The 24,734-nt window shown below is 30.0% G+C and carries 22 protein-coding genes, 1 riboswitch and 2 other annotated features (1 of these 25 cut by a window edge); of the genes, 4 read left to right on the top strand and 18 right to left on the bottom strand.

Going from position 1 to position 24,734, the window contains the following annotated elements:
• Positions 1-28: 28 nt before the first annotated feature.
• Positions 29-994, top strand: coding sequence for a glycosyltransferase family 2 protein (locus tag CSPA_RS00430; RefSeq protein WP_015390258.1), 966 nt, complete (start codon positions 29-31; stop codon positions 992-994).
• Positions 995-1,005: 11 nt separating this feature from the next.
• Entirely contained in the window at positions 1,006-1,413 is a 408-nt protein-coding gene (locus CSPA_RS00425) for a GtrA family protein (protein ID WP_015390257.1), read from the top strand.
• A gap of 103 nt (positions 1,414-1,516) precedes the next feature.
• On the opposite strand, the gene CSPA_RS00420 is transcribed toward CSPA_RS00425, so the two are convergent.
• From CSPA_RS00420 to CSPA_RS00390, 7 genes are all read right to left on the bottom strand, one after another.
• Complete coding sequence (locus CSPA_RS00420; RefSeq protein WP_015390256.1) at positions 1,517-2,128, bottom strand: DNA-3-methyladenine glycosylase; 612 nt, start codon at positions 2,126-2,128, stop codon at positions 1,517-1,519.
• Between the two features lie 160 nt (positions 2,129-2,288).
• Positions 2,289-3,164: an aldose 1-epimerase family protein gene (locus CSPA_RS00415; RefSeq protein ID WP_015390255.1), complete on the bottom strand. Its 876-nt coding sequence runs from the start codon at positions 3,162-3,164 to the stop codon at positions 2,289-2,291.
• Positions 3,165-3,250: 86 nt separating this feature from the next.
• Positions 3,251-3,760 (bottom strand): anaerobic ribonucleoside-triphosphate reductase activating protein, encoded by a 510-nt coding sequence (gene nrdG, locus CSPA_RS00410; protein ID WP_015390254.1) that lies wholly within the window; start codon positions 3,758-3,760, stop codon positions 3,251-3,253.
• A 100-nt stretch (positions 3,761-3,860) separates the two neighbouring features.
• The gene (tyrS, locus tag CSPA_RS00405; RefSeq protein WP_015390253.1) at positions 3,861-5,066 is read right to left on the bottom strand and encodes a tyrosine--tRNA ligase; all 1,206 of its coding nucleotides are present in this window, start codon (positions 5,064-5,066) and stop codon (positions 3,861-3,863) included.
• A gap of 158 nt (positions 5,067-5,224) precedes the next feature.
• Positions 5,225-5,490 (bottom strand) — a binding site (T-box leader).
• 129 nt (positions 5,491-5,619) lie between these two features.
• A complete protein-coding gene (locus CSPA_RS00400; protein ID WP_015390252.1) occupies positions 5,620-7,542 on the bottom strand; it encodes an aconitate hydratase in 1,923 nt (640 codons plus the stop codon).
• An 18-nt stretch (positions 7,543-7,560) separates the two neighbouring features.
• Positions 7,561-8,727, bottom strand: a complete 1,167-nt coding sequence (gene nifV, locus CSPA_RS00395; RefSeq protein ID WP_015390251.1) for a homocitrate synthase — start codon at positions 8,725-8,727, stop codon at positions 7,561-7,563.
• A 756-nt stretch (positions 8,728-9,483) separates the two neighbouring features.
• The gene (locus CSPA_RS00390) at positions 9,484-11,598 is read right to left on the bottom strand and encodes an anaerobic ribonucleoside triphosphate reductase (protein ID WP_015390250.1); all 2,115 of its coding nucleotides are present in this window, start codon (positions 11,596-11,598) and stop codon (positions 9,484-9,486) included.
• Between the two features lie 369 nt (positions 11,599-11,967).
• Here CSPA_RS00390 and CSPA_RS00385 point away from each other — a divergent pair, with 369 nt between their 5' ends.
• On the top strand, positions 11,968-12,174 hold the full coding sequence (locus CSPA_RS00385; RefSeq protein ID WP_015390249.1) for a hypothetical protein: 207 nt from the start codon (positions 11,968-11,970) through the stop codon (positions 12,172-12,174).
• Between the two features lie 22 nt (positions 12,175-12,196).
• A riboswitch (TPP riboswitch) is annotated at positions 12,197-12,297 on the top strand.
• 55 nt (positions 12,298-12,352) lie between these two features.
• Complete coding sequence (gene thiT / locus CSPA_RS00380; protein WP_015390248.1) at positions 12,353-13,030, top strand: energy-coupled thiamine transporter ThiT; 678 nt, start codon at positions 12,353-12,355, stop codon at positions 13,028-13,030.
• Between the two features lie 87 nt (positions 13,031-13,117).
• Here thiT and CSPA_RS00375 read toward each other — a convergent pair whose 3' ends face one another.
• The 11 genes from CSPA_RS00375 to metG all read right to left on the bottom strand — a co-directional run bounded on the left by CSPA_RS00375 (position 13,118) and on the right by metG (position 24,588).
• Positions 13,118-13,309 (bottom strand): ferredoxin, encoded by a 192-nt coding sequence (locus tag CSPA_RS00375; RefSeq protein WP_015390247.1) that lies wholly within the window; start codon positions 13,307-13,309, stop codon positions 13,118-13,120.
• Between the two features lie 111 nt (positions 13,310-13,420).
• Entirely contained in the window at positions 13,421-14,260 is an 840-nt protein-coding gene (locus CSPA_RS00370) for an Mrp/NBP35 family ATP-binding protein (RefSeq protein WP_015390246.1), read from the bottom strand.
• Positions 14,261-14,275: 15 nt separating this feature from the next.
• The gene (locus tag CSPA_RS00365) at positions 14,276-15,109 is read right to left on the bottom strand and encodes a YhfM domain-containing protein (protein WP_015390245.1); all 834 of its coding nucleotides are present in this window, start codon (positions 15,107-15,109) and stop codon (positions 14,276-14,278) included.
• The gene (locus CSPA_RS00360; protein WP_015390244.1) at positions 15,096-15,869 is read right to left on the bottom strand and encodes a prolipoprotein diacylglyceryl transferase; all 774 of its coding nucleotides are present in this window, start codon (positions 15,867-15,869) and stop codon (positions 15,096-15,098) included. The genes CSPA_RS00365 and CSPA_RS00360 overlap by 14 nt, the downstream gene beginning before the upstream one ends.
• A 192-nt stretch (positions 15,870-16,061) precedes the next feature.
• Positions 16,062-16,628 carry a hypothetical protein gene (locus CSPA_RS00355; protein WP_015390243.1) on the bottom strand — a complete coding sequence of 189 codons (567 nt, stop codon included), beginning with the start codon at positions 16,626-16,628 and terminating at the stop codon, positions 16,062-16,064.
• A gap of 12 nt (positions 16,629-16,640) precedes the next feature.
• Positions 16,641-18,440 carry a hypothetical protein gene (locus tag CSPA_RS00350; RefSeq protein ID WP_015390242.1) on the bottom strand — a complete coding sequence of 600 codons (1,800 nt, stop codon included), beginning with the start codon at positions 18,438-18,440 and terminating at the stop codon, positions 16,641-16,643.
• A gap of 114 nt (positions 18,441-18,554) precedes the next feature.
• Positions 18,555-19,400 (bottom strand): 16S rRNA (adenine(1518)-N(6)/adenine(1519)-N(6))-dimethyltransferase RsmA, encoded by an 846-nt coding sequence (gene rsmA / locus CSPA_RS00345; RefSeq protein WP_015390241.1) that lies wholly within the window; start codon positions 19,398-19,400, stop codon positions 18,555-18,557.
• The gene (rnmV, locus tag CSPA_RS00340; protein ID WP_015390240.1) at positions 19,401-19,958 is read right to left on the bottom strand and encodes a ribonuclease M5; all 558 of its coding nucleotides are present in this window, start codon (positions 19,956-19,958) and stop codon (positions 19,401-19,403) included. It abuts the gene before it with no gap.
• Positions 19,959-20,097: 139 nt separating this feature from the next.
• Positions 20,098-21,150 carry a ubiquitin-like domain-containing protein gene (locus CSPA_RS00335; RefSeq protein ID WP_015390239.1) on the bottom strand — a complete coding sequence of 351 codons (1,053 nt, stop codon included), beginning with the start codon at positions 21,148-21,150 and terminating at the stop codon, positions 20,098-20,100.
• A 260-nt stretch (positions 21,151-21,410) separates the two neighbouring features.
• Positions 21,411-22,196: a TatD family hydrolase gene (locus CSPA_RS00330; RefSeq protein WP_015390238.1), complete on the bottom strand. Its 786-nt coding sequence runs from the start codon at positions 22,194-22,196 to the stop codon at positions 21,411-21,413.
• Between the two features lie 454 nt (positions 22,197-22,650).
• Positions 22,651-24,588: a methionine--tRNA ligase gene (metG, locus tag CSPA_RS00325; protein WP_015390237.1), complete on the bottom strand. Its 1,938-nt coding sequence runs from the start codon at positions 24,586-24,588 to the stop codon at positions 22,651-22,653.
• 113 nt (positions 24,589-24,701) lie between these two features.
• Positions 24,702-24,734 (bottom strand) — a binding site (T-box leader); it runs 209 nt beyond the window's last position.

Raw genomic sequence — 24,734 nt, 5'->3', positions numbered from 1 at the left:
GATATAATAATCTACTGGAGGTGGCTTTATGAAAGATATACTATATCTTGTAATACCTTGCTATAATGAAGAGCAGGTTTTGCATGAAACTTCTAAACGATTGTTAGAAAAAATTAATACCATGATTTCAAATGAACTTATTTCTTGTGAAAGCAAAATACTTTTTGTTAATGACGGTTCAAAGGATAAAACTTGGGATATAATTGAACAACTTTATTCAAAGAACTCTATATTTTCCGGCATTAATTTATCAAGAAATAGAGGCCATCAAAATGCCCTACTTGCAGGATTAATGACTGCTAAAGAATATGCAGATATGACCATATCCTTAGATGCTGATTTGCAAGACGATGTAGGTGTAATAGATAAATTTGTGGAACAATACTATAATGGCAGTGATATTGTTTATGGTGTAAGATCTTCCCGCCAAACTGATACTTTCTTTAAAAGAACCTCAGCCTTAGCCTTTTACAAATTAATGAATATTCTCGGTGTTGATGCAATCTTTAATCACGCTGATTATCGTCTTATGAGTAAGCGTGCCCTAGAAGGATTGAGTCAATATAAAGAAGTTAATTTGTTTCTTCGAGGAATGATTCCTTTAATAGGATATAGATATTCAATTGTTGAATATGAACGTCATGAAAGATTTGCTGGTGAATCTAAATATCCGCTAAAAAAAATGATAGCTTTTGCCTTAGATGGAATCACTTCTCTAAGTATAAAACCTATAAGAATAATTACAATGCTCGGTTTTACTATATTTTTTGTTAGTGTTATAGCATTAATTTATTCTATAGTTGTTAAATTTTTTGGAAGTACAGTTACTGGATGGACTTCATTAACCTTATCAATTTGGATGCTTGGTGGCATACAACTTTTATCTCTTGGTGTTATAGGTGAATATATTGGTAAGATATACAATGAAACTAAACAAAGGCCTCGCTTTATTATTTCTGATAAACTAATTGATATTAATAAGAAAGATAAATAGGTATTTATTTTATGGATAATTTTATTGAAAAATTCAGGAATACTTTTTTTACCAAACAATTTATTATTTTCGTATTAATAGGAATAGTAAATACTTTTAATGGAACTGTTTTTTCCTATATATTTTCCAGCTTTTTAAGTGCTAATATTGCTTTTATACCAGGTTATATTTCTGGTTTATTAATATCCTATATATTAAATAGCTTTATAACCTTTAAAGAAAAACTTAGCCTTGAAAAATTAACTAAGTTTACAATATCATCTATGCCTAATTTTTTCATTCAGTATATTGTTGTAATAATTTGTACTACTATTGGATTTCATAAGCTTTTTGCTTATATGTTAGCAGCAATCATAGGTGTACCAGTTACTTTTATATTAATGAAATTCTTTACTTTCCGAAATAGAAGTAATAAATAAAAAATCAAATGATAATATATTATTTTTTTATTTCATTTATATGTTATCATTTGATTTTTTTATTGTTAAACTTATCATTATAAATCTATAACTTTATTATTAATTATTTCTTAGATATATATTTATTGTCCTTTATATAAAATCTCCATGGAAAATCTATAGCTTCTTCGGCATAATCAATACCTATCCTAGTAGTTTCAACTATATCAAATTTTTCATCCTTACTATCTTCTATATAAAAATCTCCTTCTTCATATAGTTTCTTATAATTTTCTGATTTATCTATTGAAAAAGCTATACATAATTTTGAAGGACCATTTGTAAGTGCTTTTTTATTTGCTTCTGATAATTCATCAAAACTTTTTCCAAATCTTTTCCTTGCAAGATAATCAAATTCATTTAGTGGTTCTAAGGCTCTGACTAAAACTCCTTCACCTTTATCTTCAATTCCACTTATAACATTAAAACAATAGTATTTACCATAAATAAAGTAAACATATGCTATTCCACCTTCTCTAAATAAAGGTTCTGTTCTCTCTGTCCGTCTACCATTATAGGCGTGTGATGCTTTATCTATTTCTCCTACATAAGCTTCTGTTTCAACAATCTTTGCTTTTAAGGTAAGATTATCAACAGTCCTTACAACAACTTTTCCTAATAATTCTTTCGCTAAAATTAATGCTCCTTGCTTATAAAATTCTTTATTTAGAATCATCTTTCAACACCCCTTCTATATATTTAATACAATTCTCAATATCCACTAAATATTATCCACATAACAATAAAAATAATCCACAAAAAATAGAACTAATCCATATTTTCTGTGAATTATTTTTTATTCTAGCAAATCTTCTAATGAGAAATATAATTTTAGATTATATGATAGTAACTTTATATGTACAACTAAATTTTTCATCTATTTCTAGTGAAATCACACCTTCTTTTTCACTAAATTCACCATTGAAATCTTCATAATCTGCGTGCCCAAACCAAGGCTCTATGCATACAAATGGAGCTCCACTTTTTGGTGCCCAAATTCCCATGTAAGGAAAATCTTCAAAATCAACTATCAGTGCTTTATCATTATTTTTTGATCTAATTGTTATTTTATCAGACTTTAAATCATCGAATACTAAGGCATCATCTTTAAATAACTCTTTTGATAACATAATAACATCTGTGGAATTTAAACATTCACCTTTTTCATGAGAAAGATATCCTTCTAAAGTAAGAAGGTTTCTACTGCTTGTCTCTTTTTCATTAAACTGAAGATAACAATCTTCTAGCTTATCATCTCCATTAATAGGGCACATGAATGCTGGATGAGTTCCTATAGAAAAATATATTCGTTTATCATCTAAATTTTTTACGCTATACGTAACATCTATAGAGTTATCTTCTAATCTATAAGTAGAGATTAATGAAAATTTAAAAGGATATACTTTTAATGATTCTTCTGAATATGTTAATTCAAAAGATATTTCATTATCTGTTTGTGATATCAAATTAAAGTCTGATGTTCTGGCCAAACCATGTTGTGGTAATTCATATGTTTGTCCATTAACTCTATATTTAGAATCAACAACCTTTCCAACTATAGGGAATAATATTGGTGCATGATATTTCCAATACTCTGGATCTCCATTCCATAAATATTCAGTCCCATCCTCTTTATTAGTTATAGAATGTATTTCTCCACCATGAGTACTTGCTGTAATTTTAATACTTGAGTTTTCTAAAGAATAAATCATAATCTTTCCTCCCAAAATTAGTAATATATACTTATAAACTTTATATTACTTAGCATTTAAAAATTATTAGGTTATGTACTATTTGTCTAATACTCTTTAATTATTATAGTATCGTTTTTTAAACTTTCCGCAACATCTATTATTCTTTGATTAGTTGACCCTCTAAATTTAAGTCCATCTAATTGCTTATCTTCTTCAAACTTTCCATCAACAAGAACATCAATATTATTTAATAAATCATTCCATCCAAAACGTTTATCTTTATTTTCTAAAATGTATTCATAAGTATAACCTGTATAACACCAAATATTTAAGCCTTTCTTTCTAAAAGCCTTGGCCATATCTGCAAACTTATCTGCCTGCTCCCAAGGATCTCCTCCACTAAATGTAACTCCACTTAGCATTGGATTATCTAATGTATCCTTTATTAAAAAATCCACCTCTCGTTCTTCTCCACCACTAAAATCATGAGTATCTGGATTAAAACATCCTTTACAGTTATGTGTGCAGCCTTGAGCAAAAAATACTCTTCTCATACCTGGTCCATTTACTAAACTCTCATAAGCTATTCCAGATAATCTTATAGTCTTTTCCATAATAACATCCTCTTTCTAATTGCTTCATTATAATAATATTATATAGTATTATTAATTTTATTTCTCTATAAGTTTTACCCAGAATGCTAACATAAACTTATTATTTGAATTTAATTTTTATGAATTTTCTCTTACCTACTTGTATAATCATCTCTTCATCTATTGTAACATTTATTATACTATAAACTGTATTATTATTTATTTTAATTCCACCTTGAGCTGCCAATCTCCTAACTTCATTTTTGCTTTTTACAATATTGTTTGACACTAATATCTCAGCTAAATCAAAATTTTCTTTTGAAGCAATAACCGTTTCTATATCTTTAGGTATCTGGCCTTTTTGAAATATACTTTTGAATCTCTCCTCAGCTTTTTCTGCTTTATCCTCACCATGATATAATTTCACAATTTCTTTTGCTAGTTTCATTTTTACATCTCTTGGATTAATATTATTATTATCCAAATTATTTTTTAATTTCTGAATTTCATCTGGATAAATATCAGTTACCAAGTTAAAATATTTTATTATTAATTCATCAGGTATCATCATTGCTTTTTCATACATAGCTTCTGCTTTTTCATCTATCCCAATATAATTTCCAAGACTTTTACTCATTTTTTCTTTTCCATCAATACCTTCAAGGAGTGGCATAAATATTGTAGTTTGAGGTTCTTGCCCATATTCCTTTTGGAGCATTCTCCCCATTAATACATTAAACCTTTGGTCAGTTCCTCCAAGTTCTATGTCTGCATGTATTGAAACCGAGTCATATCCTTGCATTAACGGATAAAAAAATTCATGCACTGATATTGGAATTTGATTATCAAATCTCTTTTTAAATTCTTCTCTTTCAAGCATTCTTGCTACAGTCATTGTTGATGCCAATTTAATTGTTTCTTCAAAAGATAATTTTGAGAGCCACTCACTATTAAATCTTACCTCTGTCTTATCTCTATCTAGAACTTTAAATATTTGTTCCTCATAAGTTTTTGCATTCTCTAAAACTTGCTCTGTTGTAAGTGCTTTTCTTCCTTTTGCCTTACCTGTAGGGTCTCCTATTTTCCCAGTAAAATCACCTATTATAATAACTACCTTATGCCCTAAATCTTGAATTTGCTTCATCTTTCTAAGCACAACTGTATGACCTAAATGTATATCTGGTGCACTTGGATCTAATCCAAGTTTAACAATTAAAGGCTGTTTATTCGCATTAGCTTTCATCAATTTATCCTTTAGAAAATCTAATCCTATTATTTCATCTGCTCCTTTCATTATTATCTTAATTTGTTCATCTATATTCATCATATTTTAATTCCTCCATAATTCATGATTATATTTTCAAGTTATTATTAGTAAATTAATTAAATAATTATTGGCGCCTAACAATTATTTAATTAAAATAAAATGATTTTTTATTATCTCATCACTGGTAAAAAGAACGACAAAAAAACTCTCAGCCTTAATAAAAGGACGAAAGCATTACTTACGTGTTACCACCTTAATTTATCATTATCTCACAATAATAACCTCTTCAGGTACGCCAATATAATTATATCTTGGTTATACCCTAGCACTATAACGTGTGCGAATACGACATCTGCCTACTGGTTGTTATCTTTCGGAGTGCTGCTCAGAGATGTATTCAAATCAACTTGTTTTGCCCCTCTCACCTTCCGGGAACTCTCTGTAAAACGCTATTAACTTTACTCTTTCTCTTCAAAGCTTTATTTTTTTAATTTAAAGTAATTCTAAAACTATTGTTTATTTTTGTCAATAGCATTTACAAAATTAATTTTGTCTAAATAAAAACACAAGAATTCAAAATTCAATTATTGAACTCTTGTGCTTTTTCTAAATATTAGTTATTTGCTTTTACGTAATTAAGCCTTCCGCCTTCTTTAACTACAGCAATTTCTTTTTCTGTTAAATCAACTGTTGCTTCAAATTCAGTTCCTTTAGTTAAGTTCTTAACTTTAACTACACCTGATACTAAAGCGCCCTTAATATCTTCCATCTTCAAATCATCTGTTAAATCAATTCCATCATAATCAGCTTCATTTTTAAATTCCATTGGAATTATTCCATTGTTAATTAAATTTGCTTTATGAATTCTTGCAAATGATTTAGCTATAACAGCTTTAACTCCTAAATATAGTGGTGCTAACGCTGCATGCTCTCTACTTGAACCTTGTCCATAGTTTCCACCTGCTATTATAAACCCACCATTATATTCTTTAGCTCTCTTAGGGAATTCTGTATCTACAGTATTAAAACAATATTCTGCAAGATAAGGTATATTTGATCTAAATGGCAATAATTTTGAGTTTGAAGGCATAATATGATCTGTTGTAATATTATCTTCAACCTTTATTAATACTTTTCCATCTAATCCTTCAGCTAATGGTTTGCTTACTGGGAATGGCTTAATATTTGGTCCTCTAACAACTTCAACCTCAGCATTAGTAGGTGCTGGTGCTAAAATCATTGAGTCATCTATCAAGAATTCCTTTGGCATATCTATTGTTAAATCCACATCTATTTCTGTTGGATTAGTTAAGACACCACTGATTGCTGATACTGCCGCTGTTTCAGGACTTACTATATATATTTGCCCAGACAAAGTTCCACTTCTTCCATAGAAATTTCTATTTACTGTTCTAAGTGAAATTCCATCAGTTCCAGGCGATTGTCCCATACCAATACATGGTCCACATCCATTTTCTAGTATTCTTGCACCTGCACTTATTATATCTGCTAATGCTCCATTTCTAGCTATCATTTCCATAACTTGTCTAGATCCCGGCCCAATAACTAAACTTACATCTGGATGCACTTTATTACCTTTCAATATCTTAGCCACTTTCATTAAATCTTCATATGAAGAGTTTGTACAGCTTCCTATGAATACTTGGTCAACTTTAATCTTTCCTACTTCACTAACCTTAGCTACATTATCTGGGCTATGTGGTTTAGCTGTAAGCGGAGTTAGTTCACTTAAATTAATTGTTACTGCCTCATCATATATAGCATCTGCATCTGGCTTAAACTCTATAAAATCTTCTTCTCTTCCTTGTGCTTTAAAGAATTCTAATGTTCTTTCATCACTCGGGAATATTGAAGTTGTAGCTCCAAGTTCTGCTCCCATATTTGTTATAGTTGCTCTTTCTGGAACAGAAAGTGTTTTTACACCTTCTCCTGCGTATTCAAATACTTTTCCTACTCCACCTTTTACAGTCAACAATCTTAAAACTTCTAATATAACATCTTTTGCTGCTACCATTTTATTTAGCTTTCCAGTAAGCTCAATTTTAACTACCTTTGGAGTATTAATATTGTATGCTCCTCCGCCCATAGCAAGAGCAACATCTAACCCGCCTGCACCCATAGCAAGCATACCAACACCTCCTGCCGTTGGTGTATGGCTATCTGAACCTATTAAAGTATCTCCTGGTGTTGCAAATCTTTCTAAGAAAATTTGATGGCAAATTCCATTACCTGGCTTTGAAAAATATACTCCATACTTAGATGCTACTGTTTGAATAAACTTATGATCATCTGCATTTTCAAACCCTTGTTGTAACATATTATGATCTATAAATGCTACTGACTTTTTAGTTTTTACTCTGTCTATTCCCATTGCTTCTAATTGAAGATACGCCATAGTTCCAGTTGAATCTTGAGTTAAAGTCTTATCAATTTTTAATGCAATTGGCTCTCCTGCTTTCAACTCCCCCTCAACAATATGGCTCTTTAAAATCTTATAAACTAAATTATCTCCCATTTTATATTCCCCCTATTTCTATTGCTTATTTTCTTCTAATTTTCTATGATATTCCTTGTATAATTGAACTACTTCTTTATCAAATAAAGATCTCTTTAACCTTACTGAAGTTTCTCTTACAAGCTCTAATATACCTTTAGCTTCATCATTATTAAGCTCAGTATTATATTCTTTAAATTTATTTACAACCGCTGCTCTTCCAGAGTGCTTTCCTATAACAATTTGTCTTTCAAGACCAACTATCGCTGGATCAAAAGCTTCATAATTCTTAGGATCTTTAATTGCTCCATCTGCATGAATCCCTGATTCATGAGCAAACATATTTGTACCAACAATTGCTTTCCATATTGGAAGCTCTCTTCCTGATGCCCTTGATACATATTCAGATACTTCGCGGAACATTTTTGTATCTATTCCATCACCTTTATATCCATAAACAAGCATTAACGACATTATAACCTCTTCTAATGCTGCATTTCCTGCTCTTTCTCCAAGGCCATTTACAGTTACTCCAACATGAGTTGCACCACCTTTAATACCTGCTACTGCATTGGCAGTTGCCATTCCAAAGTCATTATGTGTATGCATTTCTATGTCAAAGCCTGTTTTATTGTATAAATATTGTATATCATCTTTAATTCCAAATGGTTCTTTAATTCCTACAGTATCGCAATATCTAAATCTATTAGCTCCAGCCTGTTTAGCTGCATTAATGAATTCCACTAAGAACCCCTTATCTGCTCTTGATGCATCTTCCCCATTAACAGACACATACAAACCATTTTTCTTAGCAAATTCTACTGATTTAACCATATTGTCCAATACCCATTCTCTTGAAGTTTTAAGTTTGTGCTGAATGTGTATATCTGATACTGATATTGATATAGCAACTGCATCAACTCCACAGTCTATTGATTGCTCTATATCACCAATTACTGCCCTATTCCAAGCCATTATGCTCGATTTTAAATTTCTTTTTACAATTTCCTTAATTGCTGCCTTTTCATCTCCACCCATTGTAGGAATTCCTACTTCTAATTGGTCAACCCCCAAATCACTTAGCATCTGTGCTATAGTTACTTTTTCTGTGTTTGCAAATACTACCCCTGCTGTCTGCTCTCCATCTCTAAGAGTAGTATCTACAACAGTAACTTTTGTATTTTGGTTTAAATTAATAAGTGCCATTGCAATCCCCCCGTTTAAATAATTTACTTATAGCTTATTCTTTTTCTAATAAATTAACATTTTTCATGTATATTTATAATATCATACTTTAGTAAATTGGTACACTGTTTTTTTCTATTTTTTGCAATATAGTTTCACAACTCCTTCAAGTAATTTTATTTTTTTTACAATTACAAGGTTATTTTCACTTATTATTGCAAGTTTTTTTTCAAATATTGCAATACATTAAATTTTTCAATCATTTACTCTTATAGTAATTTTAATCATTTCATTATGTATTTATACCAAATTACTCCATGGTTAATTACAATATAATCTTTATCTGTCATATATTTAAACTTACAAAAAAATCGCAGGCGACTGTGGAGCCGGAGATTTTTAATATTAAGTTCCGTATTGTGCTTCGCACTCTTTTTATAGGTGCGCATCTGCCTTTTCGAACGTATGTGAGAAAAATCTGCACATTAGAAATGGCAGCTATGCTGCATATGAGAACATTTTATGCAGGCGAATATGATTTGTTTTTTATTCTTTTCTTATACACAACTCATTTAAATAGCCTTATTCATATATTATCCACAGATTTTACTGCATTATAAAATTCCCAAAGAATAAAAAAGCTATGCTAAAGCATAATTCTAAATTTCATTTAAATTTAAATATATGCTCTAACATAGCTTATTAAATTGAGATTCCTATTTTAAAACTTATTTACTCATTAACACTAAATTATTCAATAATAAATAATTTTACATTCTAATAATTATGCTTATGATCTCCTGCATGAGATATTCTATCTTTTCTTTCATGGTATTTTCCTGGTCCAAATCTTTCATCTAAACTTAAATATCCTGTAACTCTAGATACTCCTTGTATGTCTTGACTTCCACAATTTGTACAGTTATTTTCATTATTATGAAGATAAGTTCCACATTCCTTACAATATCTTATATGAAAATTGATTCCAACATAGCTGATATTAGTATTTTTATATGCATAATTTATTATATTCATTACTGTTTCAGCATCTGGCGTATCATCTACTTCAAGATAACTTATGTGACCACCATTACAAAGTTTATGGTATGGTGCTTCAATATTAATTTTGTCCTTAATTGATATTGAATATCCTACTGGAACATGATAACTATTTGTGTAATAGTCCTTATCAGTTACCCCTTGTATTTTTCCAAAGATCTTTTGGTCTTGTTTTATAAATTTACCTGAAAGCCCTTCTGCTGGAGTTGCATAACAACTCCAATTTAATTTATATTCTTCTGAAAGCTTATCACAATATTCTCTTATATGCTCAATGATTTTTACACCTAACTCTCGAGCTTCTTCATCTTCACCATGATGTTTTCCTACCAATCCTGTCAATGTTTCTGCTAAACCAATAAATCCAATTCCCCAAGTTCCTTGCTTTAAAATAGGTTCTATAGAGTCATCAGGAGTTAATCCTTCTGCCCCCTTCATAAGACCTTGACCTGCAACAAAAGGTAAATCTTTCACTCTTAGTTTTTTAAGAACTTCATATCTATTCATCAATGAGTCTTTTGCTAATTCTAGTCTTGAATCTAATATTTCAAAAAATTTATCTATATCACCTTTAGCTTGTAGTCCTATTCTTGGTAAGTTCAATGTTGTAGGTGCTATATTGCCTCTTCCTTTACAACCTGGTTCACCATTGACATTCTTCATTAGATAAGTTCTACATCCCATTGTAGCTGGAACATATCCTTTATCATAATACTCTTTATTAAAGTCTGCATCAATGTTCATAAATGTCGGATTCATTCTCTTTGCAGCTACTCTACAAGCTAACTTAAATAAGTGGAAATAAGGATCACTCTCTTCCCTATTAACGCCAGACTTAACTCTGAAGATTATGTTTGGGAAAATAGGTTGTTCTCCTTTTCCTAATCCTTTTTCATATTCTAAAAGAAATATTTCACACACTAGCGCAGCATCCTTACTAGTTGGTAATCCAATATTAATTGAACTAAAAGGAACCTGTGAACCAGCTCTTGAGTGCATTGTATTAAGATTATAAACAACACCTTGCATAGCTTGATGTATTTTTTTTCTTACCTTGCCTTCAAGTAAGGCCTCTATCTTTTCCTCTGGTATTTCTAATTCTTCTAATTCTTTTCTTATTTCATCTCTAGTAGGATCTACAAATATCCCCATATCATTATCAAAGTCTGGATGCGATTGTCCTCCAAACATATCATTTTGAGTGGATTGCAATAATATACATGACAATTCAGCAGCTGTCTCTATTCTTTTAGGAGCATTAATTGTTCCATATCCTGTATTGAATCCATTTTCTAAAATTTCTCTAGTTGGAATATGAAGACAATTTACAGTTAAATTATAGCTATCTAAATCATGGTAATACAAATCTCCTGTTTCGTGAGCCTTTGCTAAATTCTTAGGCATTGTTGCTAAGGTATTCCACTTGTTAGATTCAGATGCTATTCTTAATAATTTTGAACTAAAATTATTCCCAACATTAGCATTATCTCTATCAGTCTCAACTCCAATTTGCCTTATTGCTCTCATTAGATCTGATTTTATTTCTCTAACCTTAGTTCTTTCACTTCTATATGATGAATAAGCAATTGCTATATCTTTGTGACCTTCATCCTTCAGAGCTTTTTCTACAAGATTTTGTATTTGCTCTACCGTAACAGTTCTTTTGTATTCTGACTCAACTTCAATATATTTTATTACTTTATGTACAGTGTCTAACACTTGACTTTCCTTTAATAATAAACCGATTTCACTAGCTGATCCTTTGATCGCTTGAGCTATCTTATCCGAATTAAATTTAACTTCTCTCCCATCCCTTTTCACAACATATAGCATTTTTATTCCCTCCACACACAATATATAGTATTTAACTACCGTATTATTATACTGTATTAGGTATTCATTAGCAATGCTACTATTTTTTTATTTTTTAGGCTTTAGAATTTAATTATCGTGATTTACATCCGATTATCTTTTATTTTTCCTATTTTTTGTGATTTTTAAGTATTTGACTAATTAAGAAATTTTATATTCACTCTATTTTACTACGTTCATAAATAGTATAATACTTTTCATTAAATTTATTCTGTAAGTTTATACAATAAATTATTTTTTCAAAAGACTTTTCCTTGAATACTTATTTACTAATTAGTAAATAATATTATCGTAATAATCTATATAAATATGAAAGGAAATTATTTTTATATGAAAAATTTTATATTAGATTCAACTTATAAAGATGTTACTATTATTAATAGCAATGATGATATAAGTATTGTTCCCTTAAGTTCTTTACGCCTCAATTCCATTCCTCATAATTATGTACATATAAGTGAAACTGCTATAAATCATGCTATTGATTATAATAAAAATAGTAGATTAAATAATTATAGCATAATTGACTATTTATAATTATTGGTATAAACTGTATATGATAATGTGCTAGGGGAGCCATCGTGCTGAGATTTGATATTCATAAACCCTTAAAACCTGATCTAGTTAATTCTAGCGTAGGGAATGCAACCTTATAAAAATATATTGATATTTATTTGGTTCATAATCTCCAAGCACAATAAAGGAGGTTTTTTTTATGTCAATTTTTAATGATTGGTCTGTACAATTTTCCGAACTAATCCAAAAATTTCCACAAAATATTCAGGATATAGCTGCAAGTCCAATGTCAATTGCTACACTAATAGGATGTATATTGTTACTTGTGGTATTAGTCAAAGCAAAAAAAATTCAATTCACTCCACAATTAATTGCTCGTATTGGTATAGCCTTAGCATTGGCAACTGTATTAAAAATGCTTAGAATATATCACTTTCCACAAGGCGGAAGTATTACATTAGGTAGTATGGTTCCAATTATGCTTATAGCTCTTATGTATGGTCCAGAAATAGGTTTCCTAACTGGTTTCCTATATGGCATAATAACATTAATCTTAGATCCATATATCTTAAGTCCAATACAAGTATTATTTGATTATCCATTACCTTTTACAGCACTAGGTGTTGTTGGATTCTTTAAAAACAAGAAATTACTCGGAGTAGGTATAGCAGCCTTTGTTCGGTTCATATGTCATTTCATTTCAGGTGTGGCATTCTTTGGGTCATATGCTCCTGACGGAATGTCTCCAGTTGTATATTCAGTAATAGTTAATGGTCCTATGGTTGGAATAGAAGCTATCATATGCTTAGTAATTTTTGCTGTACTTCCTATGGAAAGGATAGTACATGCCTCTTCAACAAATGCCATAACTAATTAAGCTTTTAATAAAATAGGATTGATTTTGTATTAACAATAATCAATCCTATTTTTATTTATATGCACAAACTTATTTATACATATAATTCTATTCTTCTACTTCAATTGCATTTACTGGACAGCTTTCTTCAGCTTCCTTAGCTGAATCCTCAGCGTCTGATGGTACTTCATCCACTATAGCCCCTGCTTTTCCATCATCCTCCATATCAAAGCATTCTGGACATATAGACGGACATAACCCACATGCTATACACGTATCTTTATCTACCTTTGGTTTCATAATTTAATTCATCTCCTCAATATAAAATTACATAACTTATTATTTCCTAAGAAATATTAAGTTATGTATTAATATAATTATATAATTTTCAATTATAAAACCACTATATTTCTAATATAATCCTTCAAATATTAATGAATATAATGAATTTTCTCTTACATATTCCTCAGCTTTCCCACTTTCTAATGCTTCTGTAAGTTCAATATTAATTGGTAGTTCTCCAATTAAAGGAATTCCTAAATAGTCAGCATTTTCTTCTGAAGATTTTTTACTAAATACTCTTATCTTTTTATCACAATCTGGGCAATTTATATAGGCCATATTTTCTACTACACCTTTAATCTTAATACCTATTTTTTGTGCCATTATAACAACTTTCTTAACAATCATAGATACCATATCTTGAGGTGTAGAAACTACCACTATTTCGTCTATTGGCAGCTCTTGCATTACAGTTAATGCAATATCTCCTGTTCCCGGTGGCATATCAATAAGTAAATAATCAAGTTCTCCCCAATTAGTTTCTACAAACATTTGCTTTAATACTCCAGTAATTACAGGTCCTCTCCAAATTACAGGTTCATCTTCTACAGCAGTTAGAAGGTTCATTGAAATTACTTTTATTTCACTATCCGTTTCAACTGGTTCAAATTTCACCATATCATTTTCTAAAGGAATTATGGTTGCCCTTTTATCATTAACTCCAAAAAATCTTGGCATAGATGGTCCTGTTATATCTGCATCTAATACGCCTACTTTATAACCCTTCTTTGCTAACATAGTTGCTATAATTCCAGTAACAGTTGATTTTCCAACTCCACCTTTTCCACTTATAATTCCTATAATATTTTTAATCTTCCCATATCTAGGCATTAATTTTGGATTCTCTTCTTTACATCCTGTTTCCTTTGTTTGACATGTATCTTTACTTTTACAATCTTCACAACTCATTACATCTATTCCTCCCTACCAATTCTGAGGTACCTTATTAGGTTCACTCACCTTAATATTCCAATCTTTATAATCATATTCTGCAACTACATAATAGTTTTCAGTAGACTTATCCTTACTATTTTCTACTGTTATTAATGTTTTGAAAGTTGTAGTATTATATCCTCTATTTTTTACTTTAATTATTGTATCAAAATTCTGGTCACCGTTTACTAAACTAACATTAGGTAATGTCTTAGCTAACTTTTTCTTAAACTCCTCTAAATCTACAGAAAATATATATTTTAAGCAATCTGTATCAGACTGTATATCCACTCCAACTTTATTTCCATTAGATAAGGAATCCTTTTTGCTCTCGATAACTTTTAAAATTGCTTCATAATATATATAATTAAACTCTCTTGGTTTCCTTATAAATGAAAGATTTTGCATTATAGTATTCTCTAAATTTTTAGGAACTGAAAATTCTGTATTGTCGTCATAGAAATTTCCAATATCATGTCCATTATCTCCAACTACATAGTTGTATTTTTTTACATCAGTGCCAGTATACACTTCAAAAACGTAATCTGGATCATAAGAACTCTTTTGCGAAACTTTACTACCTTTTGATAAAATGTTATAAATATCACCTATTGCCTTGTCATCTCTAACCACAAATCTAAATCCACTATCTCTAACGCTCTGTATTATGATTTTATCAACTTTATTTTGCTTTATATACTCAAATTCATTATTTTTTAAATTCATTTTAACTTGCAAATCATTAATAACATTGCACCCTGAAAGCATTACACTTATACTCAGTAACATAGCTAACATCATAATTGAAAATTTATTTTTCTTCAATGCTTTTTTTCGCTCCTTTAAAAATTCTGCTGTTATAAAAAACAATAATCCCAAATACTAAAGTAAATATTGCAATAAATTGTGATGTAGATAAAATACCCACATTTCCTCTAGGATCATTTCTTAAAAATTCCACTATAAATCTTCCTATGCTGTATATTATTAAATACATACCCATTGTTTTACCACGTTGTTTTGTCTTCTTACTATAATATAAAAGAAATAATCCCATTGCAAAATCAAAGATGGATGAATATATTTGTGTAGGATGTAAATGTACTCCTGCAGGAGCAAGTGATCCTTCTGGAAATTCAACTCCTATTGGCAGTGTAGTCTCAGCTCCATAGCAGCACCCTGCCAAAAAGCATCCAATTCTTCCAAATCCTTGTGCAATTGCAAGCCCTGGAACCGTCATATCTAGCATTTCAATTATATCCCAACTCTTCTTTCTGCAATATAAATATATAGCTAGTGCGCCACCACCTATTGCGCCATAAATTACAAAACCATATCCAAAATCCAATAATACTTTAGGGTCTTTTATAATATCAGCAATTTCTGTTATTATAAATAATCCTTTACCTCCAATTATTCCACCTATAACTGCAAAAATTATTAAATTTAATAAATGATCTTCATTAAAGCCCTTCTTTTTTCCCTTATTTATAAATAAAGCTGCTGCAACTATAATACCAATTGCAATCATTAATCCGTAGCTCTTTATTTGTATTCCAAATATCTCAAATAATATTATCCTCATTACTTCCCTCCAAACATAAATAAGTATCAAGGAGAAGCTATTTTCGCCTCTCCTTGATACTTAGATTATAATACTTATCATGTTTATTGGCAAATCTTATTTATCATACATAAAACTACTATATTAAAGCTTACAATTCACACTTAAATTGAAATACTTTAAAGCTTAAACCAAAAAATTAATTTTTATACTTCAAACTACTTTAATGCTAGAAATAATAGCATTAACTATAGTATTCATATTTTCTTCATAATCCTTTCCTATAAGATTAAATGATACTTTTATTATCTTCCCTTCTCCAACATTTAAATAATAACATTTATTCTTATACTCATATCCACCCTTTATGCTTGTCTCATATTTAACTAATACTCCTGAACTATTAGAATTCTTAAAAGGTACTAATTCTGAATTATAGTACTCTAAATACTGATTATTCAAATCATTTTCTGCAAATACATTTACATCTTCTTTAGTGTTTATTACTTGCAATAGACCTTTTATCTTATTATCCTTACCTTTAAAATTTAATGTGGAACTAACATATTTACCCTTACTTTCTTTTTCCTCTACAATCCACTCACTTGGTAGAAATATATTGTACTTATTCTCATCAAAAGTATATTCTTTAAATTCACTTATACCTTGACTTATAAGAGCTATCTGCTCAAAGTTTTCCTTAAATACCCCTTGTATCATGACTAATATCAACATTAATGATAATAATATCGATATAACTATTAATTGCCTTTTATTCATAATGATTTAGCTCTATCTTGTTGGGATGACAATTGACGAATTTTTAAAGTCATAAAACATTAACCAATATCCCAAATCATTTTTATTATCATTAGTCCATGTTACAAAGCCAGTCCTACCACCATATGGCTGATCATTTTTCGCTTTACTTCCCGGAATAGCATATATTATATACTTCAATTCTCCAATGTTATTACATTTATACCCTAATAGGAAATGACCCATTTTACTAATGTAAGGGTAATAATTTAACATTGGGTATAATGCTAAAGTGTATTTATTATAGTTTGATTCATCCGCTAAATCATCAATACTATTAACATTTACTTTATACCATTTACAATAATTTATATCACTTAAATTTGCATCATGAGGTCTAAAGTCTTCTGCAAGTTTTTCAAAGAACTTTCCTATAGTTCCAACTAAATTAAATCCTTCAACTGGTTTTTCTTGTTCGTGCTTAGTTAATTTTGCTGGCCCACTCTCAGTTAAATCAATGTTTTGCATCCCTACATTTGTTTTCTCCATATTGTTTGTCATTGAATTCTCTATAGTTTTCTGACCTGTTCCTCCCATTGATTGGTTTGTAGCTACTCCACATTGACCTGATTCCGTAGGAGTTTTATTAAACTTTGCCATTTCTGCAATTGGTTGAGTCATTGCTCCTTGGTTGGAATAATTTGTATTTGTTGGTTGAATGCTTTTCTCATACTTATCAAAATCTATTAAATCTGACCTGTCATCATTATAACCTTGATTTAATCTATCTAATTGAAAATTCTCCTCAACTCTTTTTGCACTACAATAATAGTTACTAAAATCTTTATTGTTGTCTTTACATTTCTTTTCTAATTTGAATTTTTTCCACTTACATCCGTGTTTCTTATCCTTTATAAAACCATATACTATAACATCCTCATGCATATGATAATCTATGTTTATATCTATTATTCCATTATCTTCATCCAAGTTTTTAGCTAATTTGCTTATAATGTCTTCTAAATCTTCCTTCTCATTTTCAACATCATCATGTTTATCACACTTATGACATTTATGAGATCCTTTCTCTTCTTTGCCTTTACATCTATCATCATCAAAAGACTCTATGTTTTCCGCTGCATTAGGAGATTTTTCTGGGATTCTATTTTGCTTATCCTCCATTTTAAAACTATTAGTGCTTAAATTTCCTAATTCTATGTTCTCTTTAATCTTAAAATTATTTTCAGCTTTTTTGTTTTCGCCTAATTCAGTTTTGGAGCTATTTACATTAGATGTTTTAATTTCCATATCATTGGATTTTTCTGAGTTATTAGCTGTGCTTGAACTAAAGAACTCTTTTTTCTTAGCTTCTAAATTTAATTTATTAATATCATTTCTAGAATCAACTTTAACAATTTTATATTTTCTCCAATTCTCTGAAGAATCTTCCCCATTCATAAATCCATGCATTATGAATTCACTTTCATTGTCTTTTGTCTTACAAACTGCTGCTCCTGATATTTTTTCATATGATATTCCAAGTCCAGCTATGTTATTAACATAATATTCTCTACTAGTATCAGCCTTTCCAACATTGTTTATTGCTAAAGGCCCAATATCAATTAATTGTTTCAAATCTCTTTTGGAACAGATAAGTACCATAGAATAATCATCTTCTGGCCTGAGATTCTGAGCATAAAATGATATTTTACATTTATCCCCTTTTGCTTCAATCTTAGCATATCCAGATAAAGTTTTATCACTTGAGTGAGAATATCCTCTTTCATCTTCTTGTAATATTATAAAATTTCTATACAACTTATTATGTGCCAACCCTACTTTCCCTCCACATATATTTATTCCATATATTATATGTGGAGAAAATACAATTATGATTTAACTTGTATTTTTTCATAGTTTCATACACTGCTAAAAAATATTTATAATTTAGTTCCTAAATTCAAAAATACAATCTGATAATAATGCAAATTCTTCTAATGTTAATGTCTCTGCTCTTCGCTTAGGGTCTATTCCTGATTTTTCAAATGCCTTTTCTAATGCGTCTACATTAACTTTAAGTGATTTTGCTGCATTCCATAAGGTTTTTCGTCTCATATTAAAACCAGCTCTTACAAGTTCAAACATCAAAGCAATACTTTTAGCTTTTACTCTTGGTTCATCTAACTTGTCTAACCTTATTACTATAGATTCTACCTTTGGCCTTGGAATAAAACATGTTGGAGGTACCTTTCTAAGTATTTTAGTATCACAATAATATTGCACTAAAACAGATAATGATCCATACTCCTTAGTATTTGGTTCGGCATTAATCCTCTCAGCAACCTCTTTTTGAATCATAATAGTTAAGGATTTGAAATTATATCCTTCCTTAAGAAGTTTAACAATTATAGGAGTTGTAACATAATACGGAAGATTTGCCACCAATTTTACACTCTTCTCATCACCTATAAGTTCGTTAAAATCTACTTTAAGTGCATCTTTATGTACTAAATCAAAATTCTTATGATCTCCTAATTCCTGTTGCAATATAGGAATTAGGTCATTATCCAATTCAATAGAAGTCACTTTTTTAGCTTTCATTAAAAGTTGTGCAGTCAGTGTTCCAACTCCTGGTCCAATTTCTATTATAAAATCTTCATCATTTACTTCTGCACCACTTACAATGTCATTAAGCACTGAATCATCAACTAAAAAATTTTGACCAAGGCTTTTTGAAAACTTAAAATTATATTTCTTAACTAACTCTTGTGTTTTTATATCTTTCAAATCCATTTATTTATTACCTACTTCCAATTGTTTTTCTATTTCTTCTATAGCATTAGTAAATTCTTCTTTAGTTATTCCGTAATTATTTAACCTAGAAACCATTTGTGCTGCATTCCCATAACCTATACCTAATATTTTACCAAGCATATTTCTCCTAATCTTTGATGTATTATCTCCTGTAAGCTTGAAATAAAACATATCCTGCATAGTAAAAAATTCATGTTTTTCTTCTTGAGTTATTTTAGCCATTTCAAGTGCTCTTAAAATAACTTCAGGATTTGCATTTTCTACTCCGATATCTCCATTCTTTAATCCGTCTTCCTTTGAAATATAAGCATGCTTTATTCCCTTAACTCTTTTAGATATTATTCTTCTTATCTTTTCACCTGCAAAATCTGGATCAGTTAATACAATTACACCTTTTCTCTTTTGAGCTTCCTGTATTCGTGCTATTACCTTTGCATTTATTCCAAAGCCCCCAACGGCTATTATTTCCGCATCTATGGCTTTCTTTACGGCATCGACATCGTCTCTACCCTCAACAACTATTACTTCTTTTATCAAAACTCTACTTCCTTTCATTTATGCTGAAATATTTAGTTTCTAAATTATTATCTCATTCGCATCTCTTTTAATAATAATGTAAAATATCTATAATTTAAAGAAAAAAATAGAGATAACAAATGTTATCTCTTAAAATAATTTACCATTCTCCCGGATAAGCAACCAACAATAAATTCACTGATCTTCTTCCCCAACTATCACATTCACTTGATGAATCAAGAAATAAATCAATTTTGTTGCCTCTTATAGCACCTCCTGTATCAGCTGCAATAGCATATCCATAACCATCTACAAAAACTTTGCTTCCTAATGGTACTACAGATGGATCAACTGCAATCGTACTTAATCCGCCTTCATTCCTAACAGGTCTTCTTCCTGTAGCAGTAGTCGAATGACCACTATAGGCAGTTGCTGTACAATTCATTTTTTTCTTATATTTTATTTGTTCTCCACCTCTGCTTGCATAAACTTGACCAGTTCCTTTTATCACCACTTTATTCTGTGGCTCTACAATAGTCTTTGCGCTTTTTACATTCCGAGAAACTTCTACTCCATCTTTATATACTACTTGATAGGTAATTTCCTTTTGACCATTAACTCCATCACTCTTTACCTTTTGAACACTAGTGTCCAAGTTTTCATCATTTTCAACTATTGTATCGAAGTTAATTGGTTGTTTCTCTACAAGATCTTTGGTATCAACTTTAACAAGTTGTACATTTGAGTTTTCTTCTACCTTAGAATCTAATGAAGGTGATACTTCATCTACATCTTCATCAAAGCTTATACCTTGATCTTTTAATGTATCTTGTTCTGCTTCTAGCATATCTTTAACTGTATCTTCTGCTGTTTGTACCTTTAATTGTATTCCATTTGCTTTAATTTCTACTGGAATAGCTCTCTTTAATTTAATAGTTTCTTTCGCAGATACTTTGGATTCCAAGGATGGTTGCACTTTGTCTTTTTCAGCTAATTGTATGCCTCTTTCTTGCAACACATCTTTAACAGTCCCCTTGTAAGTGACAAAAGTCTCTTCTTTACCGTCTACACTTAATACGAGCGTTTTTCTCATGCTCAATATCGTCACTATTGTAACAACTACAACTATAATTGCAATTGCTCCAACTATTTTTTTTGCCTTCGGACCGTTAGAAAAACTTTGTTTAACAAATTGTTTAAATTTTTCTATCATTAAATTCCCTCCTTTGGCAAGAGTGTCTTTTGATTATATATTAATATTCCAAAGTTGTCAAATTAACACCCTCTTGCATTATAATGAAGCGTAGTAATAATGCACTCTGTGCATAAAAATTATAAATACAAATGATAGCGGATTTTATATTACTCCATTATAAAGTTAAAAATTTAACAATATTAAATTATGATTTATTATGTTATCTTTACTAAAACTTTGTTAGTATAAATTAATAAGTATACAAGTTATATTTTACCTTATTTTTCCTTTTTAATCAACCTATAAAAATTCTCATTAAACTTTAAATTCGCTTCATATGGGTCAATTTCTTTGATTTCTGCAATTCTAGTTATTATATATTCGATATAGTCCGATTTATTCCTTTTCCCTCTATTTGGTTCAGGCGCCATATACGGACAATCCGTTTCAACAAGAATTTTATCTATTGGTATCTCCTTTACTACACTAACTACTTTTTTAGCGTTCTTAAAAGTAACTACTCCAGTAAAACCTATATAATATCCAAGTTTTATGCATTCCTTTGCAAATTCTACACTTCCCGAAAAGCAATGTACTACCCCTGTAACTTCAGGAAATTCTTTCATTATTTCTAATGTATCTTGATGAGCCTCTCTATCATGAATAATAACTGGTAAATCTAATTCTCTTGCTAAATTCATTTGTCTTCTAAATACTTCTTTTTGAATTTCTTTTGATGGATTTTCTTCCCAATAATAATCTAATCCTATTTCCCCAATAGCTACAATTTTATCATTTTTACTAATGTATTCTTTAATTTCTTCTAACGTATTTTCTTTCATATCATTTGCATTTTCTGGATGTATTCCTAATGCACCAAATATGAAATCATACTCTCTAGTCAATTTATCTGTACTTTTCAAGCTATCATATGATGCAGCACAATTTAGAACTCCAATAACACCATTTTTCCTAATCTCATCAAATACTACTTCCCTATCTTCATTAAAAGCTTCATCATCATAATGAGCATGACTATCTATTATTTTATATTTTCCTTCCATAAATAAAATCCTTTCTTTATATTGTATACCTCAATTCAATAATTAAGTTAATATAATATTAATTTTTTTGACACCTAATTGCCATATTCATATCTTAAAATATGAATTGTAAAGTAGTTAAAGCATTATTATTTACCCCTTTAACCATTAATATATGGTTATAGAACGTCTCACTCCCCTAAGTGAGACGTTCTTTTATTGTTTTACATTTATTAAATATGAAACTTCCATTCCTAACATATTATCAATCCACACAAAGTAAGTGATCATATAAAATTATTTTTATATGCGATCAACTCACAAATGAATTAACTAAGTTCAAGAATATAAATCATAGATGCTCACAGAGAAAGTTCTGCACTTATAAAGAAGCAGCTATGCTGCAACCAAGAACCTTTCACTTATAGCCAAATACAAGATTTGGAGCATCACTTTTGTACTTTCACTTACCTGCTTATCTTACTATGCTTCCTGATTCTAGATCTCCTGGATCTACAGCCTTTAACACGCTATCATCATCCGTTGCAGCACATAAAATCATTCCCTGTGATAATTCACCTCTAAGTTTTACAGGTTTTAAATTAGCTACTAGCACAACATTTTTTCCAACTAATTCTTCTGGTTTATAGTGGACTGCTATTCCTGAAACCACTTGTCTTTCTTCTCCACCTAAATCCACTTTTAATTTTAATAATTTTTTAGCTCCTTTTATTTGTTCACAAGCTAATACTTTAACAACTCTTAAATCAATTTTTTCAAAATCTTCAATCGTGATTTCTTCTTTAATTGGAGTTATTTCTCTCTTAGCTGGTTGAGATGCCGCTCTTAAAGCTTCTAATTCTGCAAGCTTTTTATCAACATCTATTCTTGGAAATAAGTTTTCAGTTTTAACAACTTTTGTTCCAGCCTTTGTTCCATCAAATGCTTTTAGTGATTCCCATGCTATTTCTGAAGTATTTATTTGTTCATTGATCTTTTTAGCTGTATCTGGTAAGAAGGCTGAAATCATTACTGATGCAAATCTAAGACTTTCAGCTAAATTATAAAGAACTGTTCCAAGTCTAGCTTTTTTAGCCTCATCCTTAGCTAATATCCATGGAGTTGTTTCATCTATATACTTATTTGCTCTTCCTATTAATTCAAATACATATTCTAAAGCTTGTGGTATATTTAATTCATTAACTGCTGCTTCAATTTTTCCTGGCGCTGCTAAAGCTAAACTTATTAATTCATCATCAATAGCTTCTTTTTCAACTTGTGCAGGCATTTCTCCAGCAAAATATTTTTCAACCATTGCAACTGTTCTTGATAAAAGATTACCTAAGTCATTACAAAGGTCAGAATTTATCTTCTTTATAAATATCTCATTATTAAATAATCCATCTGCTCCAAATGGAATTTCCTTTAATAAATAATATCTTACAGGATCTACTCCAAATTCATTTACAAGAACAACCGGATCAACTACATTTCCTTTAGATTTTGACATCTTTCCACCATCAACAAGAAGCCATCCATGCCCAAATACTTGCTTTGGAAGTGGTAAATCTAATGCCATTAACATAATTGGCCAATAAATAGTATGGAATCTTAAAATATCTTTTCCTATTAAATGCACATCTGCTGGCCAGAATTTATCGTATAATTCTTTGTTATCTTGACCATATCCAAGAGCAGTTATATAGTTTGATAATGCATCTATCCAAACATACACAACATGACTTTCATCAAAAGTTACAGGAACTCCCCAGTTAAAGCTTGTTCTTGATACGCAAAGATCTTGAAGACCTGGTCTTAAGAAGTTATTTAACATTTCATTCTTTCTTGATTCTGGTTGAATGAAATCCGGATGATCTTCAATATATTTTATTAATCTATCTGCATATTTACTCATTTTAAAGAAATAAGCTTCTTCCTTTGATTTTTCAACTGGTCTTCCACAATCAGGACAGTTTCCATCTACCAATTGAGTATCAGTCCAAAATGATTCACAAGGTGTACAATACCACCCTTCATAAGAACTCTTATAGATATCTCCTTGATCATATAATTTCTTAAATATATCTTGAACAGCTTTAATATGATAATCATCAGTAGTTCTAATGAACTTATCATAACTTATATTCATCATGCTCCAAAGATCCTTAATACCAGCAACAACTTCATCTACATGCTCTTTTGGTGTAATTCCCTTTTCTTCAGCTATTCTTTGAATCTTTTGACCATGTTCATCTGTTCCTGTTAAAAACATTACATCATAGCCTGTTAATCTTTTGAATCTTGCAAGTGCATCCGCAGCTACAGTAGTATAAGTATTTCCTATATGTAGCTTTGTTGATGGATAATAAATTGGTGTAGTAATATAATATGTTTTTTTACAATCTGTACACATTATTTGTGTTCCTCCTTATTTTAAGCCAATGAGTATTTATATATCTAAAAAAATACTTCACTGCGATTTTACATTTATAATAAAAAAGCCTCTATATAGGATATTAAAACCTATATAGAGACGCATTATACGTGTTACCACTCTAT

The organism is Clostridium saccharoperbutylacetonicum N1-4(HMT) (genome assembly GCF_000340885.1).
Classification (GTDB): Bacteria; Bacillota; Clostridia; order Clostridiales; family Clostridiaceae; genus Clostridium; species Clostridium saccharoperbutylacetonicum.
The sequence above is the reverse complement of the archived record's forward strand: the minus strand, read 5'-3'. Positions and strand labels throughout refer to the sequence as shown.

What these genes read in the sequence shown, in the direction of transcription:
- CSPA_RS00415 (WP_015390255.1), bottom strand. Translation starts at nt 3,164, where the DNA reads ATGATTTATTCTTTAGAAAACTCAAGTATTAAAATTACAGCAAGTACT.
- CSPA_RS00385 (WP_015390249.1), top strand. Translation starts at nt 11,968, where the DNA reads ATGAAAAATTTTATATTAGATTCAACTTATAAAGATGTTACTATTATT.
- CSPA_RS00370 (WP_015390246.1), bottom strand. Translation starts at nt 14,260, where the DNA reads ATGAGTTGTGAAGATTGTAAAAGTAAAGATACATGTCAAACAAAGGAA.
- CSPA_RS00430 (WP_015390258.1), top strand. Translation starts at nt 29, where the DNA reads ATGAAAGATATACTATATCTTGTAATACCTTGCTATAATGAAGAGCAG.
- CSPA_RS00420 (WP_015390256.1), bottom strand. Translation starts at nt 2,128, where the DNA reads ATGATTCTAAATAAAGAATTTTATAAGCAAGGAGCATTAATTTTAGCG.
- CSPA_RS00400 (WP_015390252.1), bottom strand. Translation starts at nt 7,542, where the DNA reads ATGGGAGATAATTTAGTTTATAAGATTTTAAAGAGCCATATTGTTGAG.
- CSPA_RS00355 (WP_015390243.1), bottom strand. Translation starts at nt 16,628, where the DNA reads ATGAATAAAAGGCAATTAATAGTTATATCGATATTATTATCATTAATG.
- tyrS (WP_015390253.1), bottom strand. Translation starts at nt 5,066, where the DNA reads ATGATGAATATAGATGAACAAATTAAGATAATAATGAAAGGAGCAGAT.
- thiT (WP_015390248.1), top strand. Translation starts at nt 12,353, where the DNA reads ATGTCAATTTTTAATGATTGGTCTGTACAATTTTCCGAACTAATCCAA.
- CSPA_RS00390 (WP_015390250.1), bottom strand. Translation starts at nt 11,598, where the DNA reads ATGCTATATGTTGTGAAAAGGGATGGGAGAGAAGTTAAATTTAATTCG.
- CSPA_RS00360 (WP_015390244.1), bottom strand. Translation starts at nt 15,869, where the DNA reads ATGAGGATAATATTATTTGAGATATTTGGAATACAAATAAAGAGCTAC.
- nifV (WP_015390251.1), bottom strand. Translation starts at nt 8,727, where the DNA reads ATGGCACTTATTAATTTAAACCAAAATACAAAAGTTACTGTTGTAGAT.
- CSPA_RS00425 (WP_015390257.1), top strand. Translation starts at nt 1,006, where the DNA reads ATGGATAATTTTATTGAAAAATTCAGGAATACTTTTTTTACCAAACAA.
- metG (WP_015390237.1), bottom strand. Translation starts at nt 24,588, where the DNA reads ATGTGTACAGATTGTAAAAAAACATATTATATTACTACACCAATTTAT.
- CSPA_RS00330 (WP_015390238.1), bottom strand. Translation starts at nt 22,196, where the DNA reads ATGGAAGGAAAATATAAAATAATAGATAGTCATGCTCATTATGATGAT.
- nrdG (WP_015390254.1), bottom strand. Translation starts at nt 3,760, where the DNA reads ATGGAAAAGACTATAAGATTATCTGGAATAGCTTATGAGAGTTTAGTA.
- CSPA_RS00335 (WP_015390239.1), bottom strand. Translation starts at nt 21,150, where the DNA reads ATGATAGAAAAATTTAAACAATTTGTTAAACAAAGTTTTTCTAACGGT.
- CSPA_RS00375 (WP_015390247.1), bottom strand. Translation starts at nt 13,309, where the DNA reads ATGAAACCAAAGGTAGATAAAGATACGTGTATAGCATGTGGGTTATGT.
- rsmA (WP_015390241.1), bottom strand. Translation starts at nt 19,400, where the DNA reads ATGGATTTGAAAGATATAAAAACACAAGAGTTAGTTAAGAAATATAAT.